Source organism: Corallococcus exiguus (genome assembly GCF_009909105.1).
GTDB classification, from domain to species: Bacteria; Myxococcota; Myxococcia; order Myxococcales; family Myxococcaceae; genus Corallococcus; species Corallococcus exiguus.
On the sequence record NZ_JAAAPK010000010.1, the window covers coordinates 32385 to 47015 of the forward strand.

The 14631-nt window shown below is 69.3% G+C and carries 12 protein-coding genes; 5 read left to right on the forward strand and 7 right to left on the reverse strand.

The annotated features are described in order from the left end of the window. The first annotated feature begins 34 nt into the window (after positions 1 to 34). The 4 genes from GTZ93_RS31035 to polA all read left to right on the forward strand — a co-directional run bounded on the left by GTZ93_RS31035 (position 35) and on the right by polA (position 8379). Positions 35 to 1483, forward strand: a complete 1449-nt coding sequence (locus tag GTZ93_RS31035) for a type II and III secretion system protein family protein (RefSeq protein WP_120581117.1) — start codon at positions 35 to 37, stop codon at positions 1481 to 1483. Positions 1484 to 1635: 152 nt separating this feature from the next. After that, on the forward strand, positions 1636 to 3393 hold the full coding sequence (locus GTZ93_RS31040) for an ATPase, T2SS/T4P/T4SS family (protein WP_120581116.1): 1758 nt from the start codon (positions 1636 to 1638) through the stop codon (positions 3391 to 3393). Positions 3394 to 3400: 7 nt separating this feature from the next. Continuing rightward, positions 3401 to 5614, forward strand: coding sequence for an FHA domain-containing protein (locus tag GTZ93_RS31045; RefSeq protein WP_139922679.1), 2214 nt, complete (start codon positions 3401 to 3403; stop codon positions 5612 to 5614). Between the two features lie 59 nt (positions 5615 to 5673). Beyond that, the gene (gene polA, locus GTZ93_RS31050) at positions 5674 to 8379 is read left to right on the forward strand and encodes a DNA polymerase I (protein WP_139922682.1); all 2706 of its coding nucleotides are present in this window, start codon (positions 5674 to 5676) and stop codon (positions 8377 to 8379) included. Positions 8380 to 8707: 328 nt separating this feature from the next. Here polA and GTZ93_RS31055 read toward each other — a convergent pair whose 3' ends face one another. From GTZ93_RS31055 to GTZ93_RS31075, 5 genes are all read right to left on the reverse strand, one after another. Further along, a complete protein-coding gene (locus tag GTZ93_RS31055; RefSeq protein ID WP_169822792.1) occupies positions 8708 to 9250 on the reverse strand; it encodes a hypothetical protein in 543 nt (180 codons plus the stop codon). A gap of 182 nt (positions 9251 to 9432) precedes the next feature. Beyond that, a complete protein-coding gene (locus GTZ93_RS31060; protein ID WP_161663163.1) occupies positions 9433 to 10716 on the reverse strand; it encodes a peptidase MA family metallohydrolase in 1284 nt (427 codons plus the stop codon). An 8-nt stretch (positions 10717 to 10724) separates the two neighbouring features. After that, positions 10725 to 11024, reverse strand: a complete 300-nt coding sequence (locus GTZ93_RS31065; protein ID WP_139924090.1) for a DUF167 domain-containing protein — start codon at positions 11022 to 11024, stop codon at positions 10725 to 10727. Between the two features lie 10 nt (positions 11025 to 11034). Beyond that, positions 11035 to 11562: a DivIVA domain-containing protein gene (locus GTZ93_RS31070; protein WP_014397740.1), complete on the reverse strand. Its 528-nt coding sequence runs from the start codon at positions 11560 to 11562 to the stop codon at positions 11035 to 11037. Between the two features lie 95 nt (positions 11563 to 11657). Then, positions 11658 to 12236, reverse strand: coding sequence for a HEAT repeat domain-containing protein (locus tag GTZ93_RS31075; protein ID WP_161663164.1), 579 nt, complete (start codon positions 12234 to 12236; stop codon positions 11658 to 11660). A 146-nt stretch (positions 12237 to 12382) separates the two neighbouring features. Between GTZ93_RS31075 and GTZ93_RS31080 the strand changes: the two genes are divergently transcribed. Then, positions 12383 to 12898 (forward strand): J domain-containing protein, encoded by a 516-nt coding sequence (locus tag GTZ93_RS31080; RefSeq protein WP_139920436.1) that lies wholly within the window; start codon positions 12383 to 12385, stop codon positions 12896 to 12898. On the opposite strand, the gene GTZ93_RS31085 is transcribed toward GTZ93_RS31080, so the two are convergent. Both GTZ93_RS31085 and GTZ93_RS31090 read right to left on the reverse strand, forming a co-directional pair. Beyond that, positions 12814 to 13824: a stage II sporulation protein M gene (locus GTZ93_RS31085; RefSeq protein ID WP_139920438.1), complete on the reverse strand. Its 1011-nt coding sequence runs from the start codon at positions 13822 to 13824 to the stop codon at positions 12814 to 12816. The genes GTZ93_RS31080 and GTZ93_RS31085 overlap by 85 nt on opposite strands. A gap of 1 nt (position 13825) precedes the next feature. Further along, a complete protein-coding gene (locus GTZ93_RS31090) occupies positions 13826 to 14596 on the reverse strand; it encodes an RDD family protein (RefSeq protein ID WP_180946124.1) in 771 nt (256 codons plus the stop codon). Between the last annotated feature and the right edge of the window lie 35 nt (positions 14597 to 14631).

Below are 14631 nucleotides of genomic sequence, written 5' to 3' on the forward strand. Positions count from 1 at the left end.
CCGGGCGCGCGCACGCAAGAAGGGGATTCACACGATGTCCACTCGCTTCACGCAAGCCCTGGCGCTCGGCGCCCTCGTCACCCTGGTGGCCAGTGCCCCCGCCCTGGCCCAGGAGGGAAGCTCCGTCAGCCTGGGTGTGGGTACCCAGAAGGTGCTCACCATTCCCGGCCTCAGCCGCGTCGCGCTGGGTGATCCGTCCATCGCCGAGGTGAAGACGCTCGGCACCGGCCAGCTGCTCGTCACCGGTAACGCAGAAGGCAAGACGACGCTGCTCGTCTGGAAGTCCTCGGGTCAGCGCATCAGCTACCTGGTGACGGTCCGCAAGCAGGACCCCAACGAGGTCATCTCCGAAATCAAGCGCCTGCTGGGTGAAATCGAAGGCGTGTCCGTGCGCATGGTGGGTGACCGCATCTACCTGGACGGTCAGGCCTACACCACGCAGGACGCGGACCGCATCGAGCAGGTGGTGAGCCTGTACCCGAACGTGAAGTCGTTCGTGAAGATCGCCCCCAACGCCAAGAAGCTGGTCGCGCAGAACCTGAACGCGGCCTTCCAGAAGGCGGGCCTGAAGAACGTGCAGGCCAACGTGGTGGGCGCGACCATCTTCCTGGAGGGCTCCGTGGAGAGCCAGCAGGACCTCCAGAAGGCGGAGCTCATCACCAAGGCCATCGGTGAGAAGGTGGAGAACCTGCTCGTCGTCGGCATCAAGCGGATGATCCTCTCCGAGGTCCAGTTCGTCGAAATCCGCCGCAACAGCCGCGACCGCTACGGCATCAAGTACCCCACGGACATCACCGGCACGCTGACCGCCGCCGCGACGCTGAACAAGGCGCTCATCCCTTCTGGCGACGCCGTCTCCGGCCTGATCATGAGCGCGACGGGCGGTTCCGACCTGAGCATCGGCTTCCAGGCCAACGACGGTTACGGCCGCCTGCTGGCGCAGCCCAAGCTGGTGTGCGCCAGCGGTGAGAAGGCGGAGTTCCTCGCCGGCGGCGAGGTGCCCATCCCCCTCATCACCAACACGCAGTTCACGGTGGAGTACAAGCCCTACGGCGTCATCCTGAACATCCGCCCCACCGCGGACCGCAACGGCAACATCCAGACGGAAGTGGAGGCGGAGGCCTCTGAAATCGACACCTCCGTGTCCGTTTCCTTCGGTGGTTCGTCCGCCATCCCCGGCTTCCGCACCCGCAAGGTCAAGACGAACGTCACGGTGCGCCACGGTGAGACCATCGTGCTGTCCGGCGTGTTCAGCCACGACGAGCAGAAGGCCGTCGCGAAGCTGCCCGGCCTGGGTCACATCCCCATCGTGGGCGAGCTGTTCAAGAACCGCGCGTTCGACACCACCAAGCGCGAGCTGGTGATCTTCGTCACCCCGCGCATCGTGAACCCGGACTCGGACAAGGTCCGCAGCATCATCGAGGACGTGAAGACCCGCTACAAGCAGGCCCGCTCCGAGGTGAACTTCAACATCTTCGACTGACGGCCCTCAAAAGCGCCCTCACGTCGGATCCGGGCCGGCCCCATCCCTGCTTCAGAGGGGGAGGGTGCCGGCCCGTCCGTTTCCGGGCAGCAGGCGGGCGAGCGTCGCAGGAGTCTTTGAGGTCGTAGGAGGGCTTGGTAGCATCCCGGCCCATGTTTCTCATCACGCTGACGGAGAAGGGCGGCGGTTCGGAGCAGCGGGAGTACCCCAAGAACGAGATCACGATCGGCCGGATTGCTGGCAACGACATCGTGCTCGCCAAGGGGAACGTCTCCAAGACCCACTCCCGCATCGTCGAAAAGGACGGCCGCTTCATCATCGTGGACATGAAGTCCACGAACGGCACCTTCGTGAACGGCAAGAAGATCGCCGGGCCGATGGTGCTGAAGCCCACCGACCAGGTCTCCATCGGCGACTACATCCTCAACGTCGAGGCGCTTGCCGACGAGCCCGCTGACGAGGGCTACGACGAGGAGCAGGGCGAAGAGGCCTACGACGAGGAAGAGGCCTACGAAGAGGAGGAGCCCTACGAGGAGGAGGAGGCGCCCGCGCCCGCCCCCGCGGCTCCCAGCCGCATGCCCGCGTCCATGGCCGCGGCCATGGCGAAGAACAAGCGCAAGGTGGACCCCCGGCTGGAGCGCTACTCGCGGCTCCAGAAGGAGATCCATGACCGGCTCATCGAGTACCTCGACCTGCGCCGCATGGACATGGACCGGCTCGGGGACGAGGAGCTCTGGCGCCGCACCGAGAAGGCCATCCGGGACATCATCGACCAGATGGAGGCGGACCAGGAGCTTCCCGGGGACGTGGACCGGGAGGAGCTGCTCACCGACGTCATCAACGAGGCGCTGGGCCTGGGGCCCCTGGAAGCGTTCCTCGCGTCGGAAGAGATCAGCGAGATCATGGTGAACCACGCCAACCAGATCTACATCGAGCGCAAGGGCAAGCTGACCCTGTCGGAGAAGACGTTCTCCTCCAACCAGGCGGTGCTCGGCGTCATCGAGCGCATCGTGGCGCCCATTGGCCGCCGCATCGACGAATCCAGCCCGCTGGTGGACGCGCGCCTCAAGGACGGCAGCCGCGTGAACGCCATCATCCCGCCGCTGGCGCTCAAGGGTCCCTGCATCACCATCCGCAAGTTCAAGAAGGATGCGCTGAAGATTCAGGACCTCATCAAATACAAGACCGTCACCGCGCAGATGGCCGAGTTCCTGGAGATGTGCGTGACGGCCCGGCGCAACATCGTCATCTCCGGCGGCACGGGCTCTGGGAAGACGACGACGCTGAACATCATCAGCTCGTTCATCCCGGAGGGTGAGCGCATCATCACGGTGGAGGACGCGGCGGAGCTTCAGCTGCCGCAGGACCACTGGGTGCAGCTGGAGAGCCGCCCGCCCAACCTGGAAGGCAAGGGCGCCATCACCATCCGCGAGCTGGTGAAGAACTGCCTGCGCATGCGGCCGGACCGCATCGTCGTGGGCGAGTGCCGCTCCGGCGAGACGCTGGACATGCTCCAGGCCATGAACACCGGCCACGACGGTTCGCTCACCACGCTGCACGCGAACACGCCGCGTGACGCGATTGCCCGGCTGGAGACGATGGTGCTCATGTCCGGCATGGAGCTGCCGGTGAAGGCCATCCGCGAGCAGATCGCCAGCGCCGTGCACCTCATCGTGCAGCAGACGCGCTTCTCCGACGGTTCTCGCAAGATCTGCTTCATCACCGAGGTGTCCGGCATGGAGGTCGACATCGTGACCCTGCAGGACATCTTCTATTACAAGCAGGACGGCTTCACCGAGGACCACAAGGTGCGCGGACGCTACGTGGCGTCAGGCTTCGTCCCGAAGTTCTACGACGAGCTCCAGCGCAAGGGCATCCCCGTGAACATGAGTATCTTCCGCGAGGACTGACGCGCCCATGCCTACCCTGGTCGTCCGTCACCCTGACGGCACTGAGCACGAGCACGAAGTCGCGGGCGAGCTGAAGATTGGCCGCCAGCAAGGCAATGACCTGGTCCTCACGGAAGGCGGCGTGTCGCGGCAGCACGCGCGCGTCTACGTGGAGGGCGGCACCGTCTACGTCGAGGACGGAGGCAGCCAGAACGGCACCTTCGTGGACGGCGAGCGCATCGAGGGGCCCACGGCGCTGACGCCGGCCTCGCAGGTGCTGCTGGGCGACTACGAGATGAAGCTCAAGGGCAATGCCCGGAGCACCAGCGGGCGCCGCGCGGCCACACCTCCGCCCGGCGATCCGGCGACGCTCTCGGACGCGCCCGTGAAGGGCACGCGCGCCATGCCCAGCATCCGCGCCAAGGCCACGCAGAACGGCGCCGCGAAGCCCGAAGGCGCGCTGGCGAAGCGGCCCGCTCGCTCCACGCCCGCGGGTGCGGGTGCCGCGGCGGCGGGCGCGGGTTCGGGTCCGGTGCTCAAGGGCATGACGGGGCCATGGGCGGGGAAGTCCTATCCCATCAACGGCACGTTGCTGGTGGGCCGGGCGCCTCCGGCGGTGGTCGTCCTGGATGACGACTCCGTGAGCCGGAAGCACGCGGAGGTGAAGCGCGAGGGCACGGGCGTGCTCGCGCGCGACCTGGGCAGCGCGAACGGCACCCTGCTCAACGGCGAATTGCTGGGCGAGGAGTTCGTCGACCTGCAGCCCGGGGACATCCTCCAGTTCGGCGTGGTGGAGATGACCTACGAGGCCGCCGAGACGCCCGCGCGCCGTCCTGGCACGGGCGCGGCGCCGGCACGTCGTGGCGGCCGGGCGTCGCCCGAGTCGGGCAATAAGCGCAAGCTGATGGTGATCGCGGGCGGCGTGGTGGCGCTGCTCGCGGTGGCGGCGGTGGTGAAGTCCTCCGTCGGGGCGCCGCAGAAGACGCAGCCGACGGGGCCCGCCGCGCCGCTGGATCCCGCGCAGCAGGTGCAGGAGTTCCTCAGCGAGTGCCGCTCCTACGCCTCCAACGAGACGGGGGCTCCGGACTGGGGCCGCGCCGAGAAGGCGTGCGAGCAGGCGCTGGACATGGACCCCATCAACGCCGAGGCGAACACCCTCGTGCGGCGCATCAAGCTGGAGAAGGAGGCCTTCGACAACTTCGAGGCCGCGAAGAAGTCCATCGAGCTCAACCGCGAGAAGGACGCCCTGGAGTACCTCCGCAAGATTCCGAAGGAGAGCGAGTACTTCCGCCGCGCCCGCTCCAAGGCGAAGGAGACGGCCGAGCAGTTCGTGGATCGCGCGAAGTTCGACTGCAATCGCTACTTGAACAACTCGCAGTGGGGTCCCGCGGTCCAGCGCTGCCAGCAGTACATGGAAGTGTGGTGCCAGAAGCAGAGCAAGGAGGACATGGAGCCGCCCATCGGTCAGACGCTCCGCCTGGAGGGCGGTCTGCGCAAGAACGAGTGGCGCCCCAAGGACACCATGTTCGTGAAGTTCCTGGTGGCCCGCCAGCGCGTGGACCGGAACGCGCAGCCGTGGACGTGCCCCGTGTCCGACATCCTCCAGGAGGACGGTCTGGGCGTGGATCAGGCCAGCGAGGTGCGCGCCATGTTCGCCAAGCGCTACGCCCCGAAGCTCATCCAGGCGGCGATGATGGACTACTGGGCCGGCCGTGGCAGCGAGGCCATGGCGACGCTGCAGAAGCTGCGCTCGAAGGAAGACCAGGCGCAGTACCACCAGCTCGCGGACGACCTCATCCGCGACGTGTCCAACGTGGATCAGCTCTTCAAGACGGGCGGGAGCAACATCACCAACGAAGACCCCGAGCGCGCGGTGGCGCCGTTCAAGGACGCACTGGCGACGGACAAGCGCATCATGGCGGAGCTGGCGGAGTCGCACCTGTCCTTCTACCGGAAGAACATGTTCCAGGACCTGGCGGCCTCCGCCTACCTGCGTGGCAAGCACTTCGCCGACCGCGAGGACCGCCGCCGCGGCTGCCGCATCTGGAAGATGGGCTTCGACTTCTACAAGGGCAACACGAACCTGAACCGCGTGGTGGCGTTCTGCTCCACGCAGGCGCAGAACGCGTTGAACAGCGTGGGCAGCTGCTCGGACTTCCAGGCAGTGGAGGACTACGCCGTGCCGGGTGACGGCATCGCCGAACAGATGGCCACGAAGAAGGCCGAGCTGAAGTGCCGCTGAGCGGCGCTCCGGTGCGGGGCTTCGTGGACAGACAGCGGTAGGCGCGCTAGGGACGGGGGATGGCCGACACCAGCCCCCCGCGCTCCGAGCGCCGCCTGGCGCTCTTCGACGCGTCTGGCTTCATCTTCCGCGCCTACCACGCCATCCCCCCGCTCACGACGAGCAAGGGGGTGCCCACGAACGCGGTGCTGGGCTTCACCCGCATGGTGCTCAAGGCCCTGCAGGAGCTGAAGCCCACGCACGTGGCGCTCGCGTTCGACAAGTCCGGCCGCGTGGAGCGTCAGAAGATCGACCCCACGTACAAGGCGAACCGCAAGGCGGCGCCGGAGGACCTGACGCCCCAGTTCCCGCTCATCCGCAAGGTGGGGGACGTGCTGAACCTGGCCTCGCTGGACGCGGAGGGCTGGGAGGCGGACGACGTCATCGGCACGCTGGCGCTGCAAGCGAAGGCGGAGGGCTTCCAGGTCCTGGTCGTCACCAGCGACAAGGACTTCATGCAGATTGTCGACGAGGACATCACCCTCTTCGACCCCGCGAAGAACAAGCGCATCGGCATCGCGGACGTGCAGGAGAAGATGGGCATCCTGCCCAAGCAGGTGCGCGACTTCCTGGCCCTGGTGGGCGACGCGGTGGACAACGTCGCCAAGGTACCCGGCGTGGGCGACAAGACGGCGGTGGAGTTGCTCCACCAGTTCGGCGACGTGGAGACGCTGCTCGCGCGCGTGGAGGAAGTGAAGAAGCCGAAGATCCGCGCGGCGCTGGAGTCCCACCGCGAGAGCCTGGCGCGCGCCAAGCAACTCGTCACCTTCAACACCGGGCTGCCCCTGGGCGTGAAGCTGGAGGACCTGGTCCGCCGTGCGCCGGACGCCACGCGTGCGCGGGACCTGTTCACGGAGCTGGAGTTCTTCGCGCTCCTGCGCGACCTGCCCGCGGAGGAGGCCCCGGCGCGTCCGGACGTGGCGCCGCTCGCCACCACCACCACGCTGGTCACCACCGAGGCGGAGCTGAAGGCGCTGGCCGACGCGGCGAAGGCGGCCGGGGCCCTCACCCTGGTGCCCGCCTACGAGGGCATGCCCTTCGCGGCGCCGCTGGTGGGCATGGGCGTGGCGCTGCCGGATGGCTCCACTCGCTACGTGCCGCTGAGGCATCAGCAGCTGGGCGCCACGCAGGTGCCGGTGGCGGCCTTCACCGCGGTGATGAAGGACGTGATTTCGGACGCGGCGGTGAAGAAGGGCGGCCACGACCTCAAGGCGCTCACGCTGGTGCTGGCCCATGAAGGCCTGACGCTGGAGGGCGCCCAGGACGACGTGGAGCTCTTGAGCTACCTGCTCAACCCGTCGCGCCGGGAGCACGCGCTGGCGGACCTGGCGCGCGAACGGCTGCGTTCAGAGCTGCCCGCGCTGCCCGCGTCGGTGGAGGGCAAGAAGGGGCGGCCGCTGGCGGACCACGGGCCGGAAGAGGTGGCCGCGGCGTACGCGGTGCGCGCGGACGCGGCGCGCAGGATGGCTCCGGAGCTGTGGAAGGAGCTGGAGCTGGGCGGACTCTCGGAGCTGGCTCGCACGCTGGAGCTGCCGCTGTTGCCCGTGCTCGCGCGGATGGAGCGCGAGGGCGTGAAGCTGGACGTGGTGGAGCTGGGCCGCACGTCCGAACGCGTGGACGTGGAGGTGAAGACGAAGGAGGCCGAGTGCCACCAGGCCGCGGGCCACGTCTTCAACCTGGGCTCCAATCCGCAGCTGGCGCAGGTGCTCTACGAGGAGCAGAAGCTGCCCATCCTCAAGCGCGGCAAGACGGGCCCGTCCACGGACCAGGAGGTGCTGGAGAAGCTGGCCGAGGAGCACAACAGCGTGCTCGCGCGCGCGCTCATCGAGTACCGGGGCCTGTCCAAGCTCAAGAGCACCTACCTGGACACGCTGCCCACGCTGGTGGCGAAGGACGGGCGCATCCACACTACGTACCACCAGGCGGCCACCGCCACCGGCCGGCTGTCCTCGTCCGACCCGAACCTGCAGAACATCCCCGTCCGCACGGAGCTGGGGCGTGAAATCCGCCGCGCCTTCGTGGCCGACGCGGGGCACCAGCTGGTGAGCGCGGACTACTCGCAGATTGAGCTGCGGCTGCTGGCGCACATCGCGGAGGACCCGGTCCTCATCGACGCCTTCCGCAATGACGAGGACATCCACAGCCGCACGGCGGCGGAAGTCTTCGGCGTGGCCCCCAAGGACGTGGACCGCGAGCAGCGCCGCGTGGCGAAGATGGTGAACTTCGGCATCGCCTACGGCCTGTCCGCGCACGGCCTGTCCACGCGCCTGGGCATCTCCCAGGAGAACGCGCGCGACGTCATCGAGCGGTACTTCACCCGGTACGCGGGCATCCGCCAGTACCTGGAGGACACCGTGGAGAAGGCGCGCAAGGTGGGCTACGTGGAGACGCTCTACGGCCGCCGCCGCCTGATGGGGGACCTGCTCTCCAAGAACCGGGCGGTGGCCCAGGCCGCCGAGCGCGCCGCCATCAACATGCCCATCCAGGGCACCGCCGCGGACCTGATGAAGAAGGCCATGCTGGCCGTGGACGCCGCGCTCCGGGAGCAGAAGCTGAAGACGCGCGTGCTCCTCCAGGTGCACGACGAACTGCTCTTCGAGGCGCCGGACGCGGAGGTGGAGGCCGTGAAGGCGCTGGCCGTGAAGAGCATGGCGTCCGTCGCCGAGCTGAAGGTGCCGCTCAAGGTGGACGTGGGCGCGGGGAAGAGCTGGGCGGACGCGCACTGAGCACGAAAAAATGCGGGAGAGCGCCCACCCCCGTAGGCGCCCTCCCGCTGCCCCATCCCCAATCCCCCCGACAAAACATGCCGATCCGTCCGACCGGCGGAGCGCGCGGACCCCCATCCACGCGTTCCAGCGTTCGAACCTGTGTGCGCGCTCACCGCTCCCCCGAGCAGGAACACGCTCCCTCAAGGCGCGTCACGGACCCCCATCCATGACAGCGCACCCTCCCGCCAGCCCCCGGACCCTTCCTCGTTGAGGAGTGTCAAGCCGGACGGATCGACAAACCGTTACAACCAAACCCTGGCGCCTTCCTCGCGCCGTGAAAGCCTGCTCAATGCATGGCGGACCGCTCGTCGCGGCGGCCCATGGGGGCCTTGCGCGCGTGCGACGGCCGCTCGAAGTACTCCACCACCAGACCGCCGAATGGCACCCGGGGCCCATCCGCCTTCGGGTCCGCCATCCGCTGGAGCAGCGCCACCGCGCTGTCCACGGCCTCGTCAATCGCGCGGTTGATGCGCTGGCGCTCCGTGTCCCCACCGCCCAGGACCTCCAGGGCGTCCACCAGGCACCGCCGCAGCAGTGCGAACTCGTCGTGCAGGGCCCGCGCGCCACGCTCCGGCGCCAGGCGCAGCACCGCGCGGGTGCGGCTCCAGGGGCTGGACTCCACGCCCTCCAGCGTCAGCCCCAGCTCCCGGACGAAGGGCTCCACCAGTCCGTCCAGCAGGCTTGCGCCCGGCACGCCCTGGCCTTCGTGCGCCGCCAGCCGCATCCGCCGCCACAGGGCCGCGATGCGCTCCGGCTGCTTGCTGAAGACCCGGGCTGCCCCGGCCTTCTTCCGTCCCCGCTCCGCCGCCATGTCCGTTGTCGTCCGCATCGCGAACAAAGACATAGCAAGGGCTTTGCCAACGCCAGACGGTTGCTGGTTCCCAGTGAATCCGCCCATTTGGGCAACGAGCCCGCCCTGGAGGGTGGCCGGAGGACGTAAATCCTACGGGGCGGATGTTGAAAGGCTGGGGGCAGGGGAAGAACCTTCCCTGCCTGGGCACGCCGCGCCTCTCAGTGGAGCGTCGGCTTGGGCGGGCGGCCCGACGGGGCCTCGCCGTCCAGCTCGTACTCGCCGCTGGAGGCCTCCGGCTCCTCGTCCTCCATGTCCGGACCGTCCGGGCCTTCCGGATGGCCCGCGCCCGACTCCAGGGCTTCCGGCGCGCCCTCCAGGGCTTCCGGCTGGCTGGGGGCGGAAGGATTGGGCGGGGCCGCGGGCGTGGTGGCGCCGGGCCATTCCGGCCACGGGAGGGCGGGGGACAGCGGCTCGGAGCCGTCCACGGGGAGGGGCCCCGCGGCGCGGGCGGCGGCGAGCAGGCGGAGCGCGGCGTCCTCGGCGGCGTCCTCCGCGGCCAGCTCCGTCATCCGCGCGGCCTTCTGGCGCATCCGGCGCGCGAAGGCGGCCACGCACAGCACGGAGGCGGTGAGCCACAGGAGCGCGGAGCTGGTGGTGAGCGGCAGCCAGCCGTAGCGGGCCGCGAGCCCCTCGCGCCAGTCCTGCTCCTCCAGCAGCAGCGACGTGCGGAAGGCCTTGCCGAAGGCCTGCTCGAAGGGCTCACCCGCGCGCACGCCGTCCACCAGCAGGCCCATGGCGTGCGAGCCGTGCTTGCCGGTGAGGAAGGCCACGAAGGCGGCGCTCTGCGCGTAGGCGATTTCGACGTCCGCGGGCACGTCCGGCCACTCGTCGGACAGGTCCTCGAAGTGGAAGACGCGCTCCTGCGTCACCGCGCGGAAGAGGGCGCTGTAGTGGGCGACGGAGTAGCGCTCGTCGGTGAGGTTCTGCGCCACGCCCTCCTGGAACCAGCGCGGCCAGTCCTTCGCCAGCTGGCCCAGCGCCACGTGCGCCAGCTCGTGCCGCAGCGTGGTGGGCCCCTCCGTGTCGCTCAGGCTGAGCGCGTCCAGCAGGATGATTTGATGCCCGGGGTAGGCGAGCGCCACGGCCCAGCCCGGAGGCTTGCCACCGGGGAGCGCCAGCGCTTCGAATTCCTGGCGGCCCACGCCCAGGCGGATTTCGGTGGTGCCCGGCCAGTCGCGCCCCAGCATCGCGCCGAAGGTGTCCCGCACGCCTTCAATCTGCTCGGCCAGCGCGCGGGCCGCGCCCGCCGCCTTCGCGGTGTGCAGGATGACGAAGCGCTGCGTCTTCAGCTCGCCCGCGACGATGGCGGGGCGGGCGTGGGGCACGAGCGCGGCGTCCGTGACGACGGCCTCCGTGGCGTGGATGCCCCGCGGACCTTCGTCCTGCGCGAACACGCCCGGCGAGGCCAGCAGCATCATCAGGAAGGCGAACAGGCGGAGCATGCGTGGCCTCACGGTCCACCAGAGATAACAGCCTCGGCCGCCGCCGCATCAACCCCTTCCACCCTCAATCGCTTACGGCGCGACGTGTCACCCGCCACGAGTGTCACCTGGCGACGCGGCACGCCCAGTGTTTTGGCGATGAATTCCACCAGGGCCGCATTCGCTTCACCATCCACGGGCGGCGCGGCGAGTTGAATCTTCAGCTGGCCGTCATGCTCGCCCACCACCTTGGTACGGGACGCGCGCGGCTGGACGAGCACCGTCAGCTCCACCCCTGTCTGCACTGATTTGAGCCAGGGGGCGGGCATGCGGGCAACGCTAGTCGTTGGAGGTGGCCTTCTTCTGCGACAGGAACGCGACGTTGTCCTCCACGCGCGCGTAGTCGCGGTCCGCGAAGGTGGGCGCGGCGAACGTCTCCAGCAGCTTGCGGTGGGCCTCCACCACGGAGCGCACCTGCGACTCGAACTGGGTGCGCTGGCGCTTGAGCTCGTTGATGTCTTCCACCACCTGCACCAGCCGCTGGTGCGCGCCGTGGACGATCTTCTCCGCCTGGTGCTCCGCGTCCGCGATGATGATCTCCGCTTCCTTCTTCGCGGCGTCCTTCAGGTCCTCGCTGATGCGCTGGGCGGTGACCATCGTCTCCTGGAGGGTGCGCTCGCGCTCCTGATGCTGCTCGAGCCGCGCCTGCGTGCGCTTCAGCTCCTCCTTGAGCGCGATGTTCTCCTTCACCACTTCCTCGAACTCGCCGGCGATCAGCTCCAGGTACGCGCCCACTTCGGGACGCGCGAAGCCGCGCATCACCGTCTCGAAGCGCTTCTGCCGGATGTCGAGGGGGGTGATCTTCATGCGCCCCAGTCTAACCCATACACGCGCGCACTCCAGGAATCGGCCCGGCGGGGCAGAGGGGCGTCAGGGCTGGAGAGCAGACAGGCAGGCGTGTTTCAGGGCGCGGCGGCCGGGGCGGCTTCCCACTGCGACGCCACCGAGCGCGCGGCGTTCTGCACCGCGTAGCCCACGCGGCTGTCCGCGGCCACGTCCTGCACCACCCGGCGGGCGGTGGGGGTGCGTTGATACAGAAGACCTCCCAGCGCTTGAATCTTGAGCGCGTCCGGCAGGCGCGGGTGGCGCACGACGTTGCCCAGGATCTCTTCGGCGCGGCGGTGCTGGAAGAGGGCCACCGCGCGCAACGCGGCCTGCTGGATGCGCGGGTTCGGGTCCCAGATGAACGCGGCCAGCGGGTCCAGGGCGCGCGGGTCACCCAGGAGCGCCAGGTCCTCGATGGCGAGCGTGCGGATCTCCTCCGGCGCGGGCTCCGCCGCCCACAACAGGCCCCTCAGGAGGGGCTGGTCCGCGGCGCCGGAGGTTCCGGTATCCACCGGGGGGCGGGCGGGGGCGGCGCGCTCCACGGGGGCCTTGTCGGGCTTCGGGGCGGCCTTGGGCGCCGCGGCCGGGGGGGCCGACGGGGCCTGGGCGTGCGCGGCGGCGGTCAGGAGCAGGGCGGCGGCGAGGAGCGGTCGCATGGGCCTCGTTCTACCCGAATCCCGGGAAGCCCGGCAGCGCGCCGGGGGGACCCCCCGGGTCGTTCGCGACATTTTCTTGACGGGATCGCCGACTGTGGGAGTTTGCCGGTGCTACAGGCGTGTTGCGAACGGAGGACGAAGTCACCATGAGTGCGGCGGCCGCGAGCTGGCAGACACTGGAGAACGTCACGGTGGAGTGCACCCACTGCGGCGTGATGATGACACTCCAGCCCGGAACCCGGGTGAAGTACTACCGGTGTGGTTCGTGCCACCGCTGGGTGTCCAGCACCTACAGCGAGGTCTTCCGCGCGGACGCGAAGATGCGCACGCACCCGGTGAAGGACACCGCGGACGCGGACGCGCGCTTCGTGGAGGTGAAGGACCGCCTGGACAAGTGGCTCTCCGCCGTCCAGGAGCAGTGCCCGTACCAGACGCTGGGCGTGTCGCCGTTGGATACGCCGGACGTGATTCGCGCGCGCTTCCACGCGCTGGCCCTGGAGCGGCACCCGGACCGGGGCGGCTCCGCTGAGCAGATGCGCGAGGTCAATGACGCCTACGAGCGCATCCTCAAGCACCGTCAGCGCAAGCGGCTGGAGGCCATGGCGTCCGGTACGTCCACGCGCGCCACGCCCGCGTCCGTCCTTCCCGCGCGCAACAGGTAGAACCAGAAGAGCACTCCCAGCGACAGGCCCAGCCCCACCTTGGCCCAGGTGGGGAACAGGTGGCCCGGGGAGATGAAGCCCTCCACGAAGCCGATACCGGCGAGGAAGGGCGCGCAGCCCACCACCAGCTTCACGGCTTCACGCCCGCGCGCCTGGAGCGCCTGCGCGCGCGGCAGCTCGCCGGGGTCGATGAGCGCCTGGCCCACCATCAGCCCCGCGCCGCCCGCGATGACGATGATGGACAGCTCCACGGGCCCGTGCGCGGCGATGAAGTCCAGGAAGCCCGTCATCATGCCTTCGCGGAAGCACAGCGCCCCCACCGCGCCAATGAGCACGCCGTTGTTCACGAGCGTGAAGATGGGCCCCACGCCCAGCAGGATGCCGGACGCGAACGCGAACAGCGTGACGGTGAGGTTGTTGGTCGCGATGCCGGAGGCCACGGCATTGGGCGGCGCCACGGACAACAAATCATCCGTCCACATGCGCCCCTGCGCCACGTAGCGCCGCACGCCCTCCGGCACCAGCAGCTCCGCGCCGCGCGGCTCCAGCGTCACCACCAACGCGCCCAGCAGCAGTCCCAGCACCAGCAAGCCCGCGCTCACGCCCACGAAGCGCGCCTCGCGGCGCAGGGTGGCGGGGAAGTCCCGCCGGAAGAAGTCGCGCGTGGAGGCCCAGCGCTCGCGCGGCGGCTGGTAGATGGCGCCATACGCCTGCGCGCACAGCTGGTTGAGGAACCGGTGCGCGTCCGTGCCTGGATAGAACGTCTGTGCCTGCGCCAGGTCCGCGGCCGCGCGCCGGTACAGCGTGTCCAGCGTGCGCAGCTCCGCCAGGCTCAAGCGGCCCGCGCGCTGGCGCGTCAGCAGGGACTGGAGCGCGTCCCAGTCCGGCCGGCGCCGCGTGACGAACGTGGGCAGGGGCGTGGCCATGTCAGTGGACCGCCTTCGCGCGCGTGCGCAGGAAGGCCTCCGTGGCCTCCGGCGACTGGAGCACCCGCGTGCGCTCCTCGTCCGTCAGGGATGCGCCCACGCGGTCCACCAGCCTGGTGCCCAGCCGCCGCCGCACCTCCGGCTCCAGGCCGGGCGCGCGCGAAAGGAACGTCAGCACCAGCTCCACGTCCTCCGCGTTCAGGGGGCGCTGCACGCCCGCGTCAGCGGCCGGAGCGTCCACCGCGGGCGCCTGCGTGTACTTGTCCAGGTCGATGGCCTCCTCACGCACCAGCACGGTGCCGGCGAGCATGTCTCCCAACCGGCGGTGGCGTGAGTCCAGCAGCATGGTGATGCAACCGGTGGCGTAGAGCACCGGCAGGAAGTCCACCGCGCGACACAGGTTTCTCACCGCGCTCTCGAAGAAGCCCACCGGTGAGCCATCCTCGCGCACCACCCGGATGTGCATCACGCGCTTGCCGGGTGTCTGTCCATGGAAGAAGACCTCCGCCAGCGTCCAGTACATCCATTGCGTGGCGAAGAGGCCCACCGCGAGCAGTGTTTGCGTGAGCCCCGACAGCGCCTGGAACGCCCCCAGCACGTCGGACACTAGCAGGGTGATGACGAAGTAGAGCGCCACCCAGAAGAAGAACAGCAGGTTCGCGTCCACCAGCCACGCGAGACAGCGGTAGCCGATGCCGGCCACGGGCAGGGACAGGGCCACCCGCTCGGGCGTGGCGACGTCGACATGGGGTGCGGGGGCGGAGGGAGTCATGCGCGCGGGACGCACAGCATACGCCCTTGCCATCC

What these genes read in the sequence shown, in the direction of transcription:
- GTZ93_RS31035 (WP_120581117.1), top strand. Translation starts at nt 35, where the DNA reads ATGTCCACTCGCTTCACGCAAGCCCTGGCGCTCGGCGCCCTCGTCACC.
- GTZ93_RS31040 (WP_120581116.1), top strand. Translation starts at nt 1,636, where the DNA reads ATGTTTCTCATCACGCTGACGGAGAAGGGCGGCGGTTCGGAGCAGCGG.
- GTZ93_RS31045 (WP_139922679.1), top strand. Translation starts at nt 3,401, where the DNA reads ATGCCTACCCTGGTCGTCCGTCACCCTGACGGCACTGAGCACGAGCAC.
- polA (WP_139922682.1), top strand. Translation starts at nt 5,674, where the DNA reads ATGGCCGACACCAGCCCCCCGCGCTCCGAGCGCCGCCTGGCGCTCTTC.
- GTZ93_RS31055 (WP_169822792.1), bottom strand. Translation starts at nt 9,250, where the DNA reads ATGCGGACGACAACGGACATGGCGGCGGAGCGGGGACGGAAGAAGGCC.
- GTZ93_RS31060 (WP_161663163.1), bottom strand. Translation starts at nt 10,716, where the DNA reads ATGCTCCGCCTGTTCGCCTTCCTGATGATGCTGCTGGCCTCGCCGGGC.
- GTZ93_RS31065 (WP_139924090.1), bottom strand. Translation starts at nt 11,024, where the DNA reads ATGCCCGCCCCCTGGCTCAAATCAGTGCAGACAGGGGTGGAGCTGACG.
- GTZ93_RS31070 (WP_014397740.1), bottom strand. Translation starts at nt 11,562, where the DNA reads ATGAAGATCACCCCCCTCGACATCCGGCAGAAGCGCTTCGAGACGGTG.
- GTZ93_RS31075 (WP_161663164.1), bottom strand. Translation starts at nt 12,236, where the DNA reads ATGCGACCGCTCCTCGCCGCCGCCCTGCTCCTGACCGCCGCCGCGCAC.
- GTZ93_RS31080 (WP_139920436.1), top strand. Translation starts at nt 12,383, where the DNA reads ATGAGTGCGGCGGCCGCGAGCTGGCAGACACTGGAGAACGTCACGGTG.
- GTZ93_RS31085 (WP_139920438.1), bottom strand. Translation starts at nt 13,824, where the DNA reads ATGGCCACGCCCCTGCCCACGTTCGTCACGCGGCGCCGGCCGGACTGG.
- GTZ93_RS31090 (WP_180946124.1), bottom strand. Translation starts at nt 14,596, where the DNA reads ATGACTCCCTCCGCCCCCGCACCCCATGTCGACGTCGCCACGCCCGAG.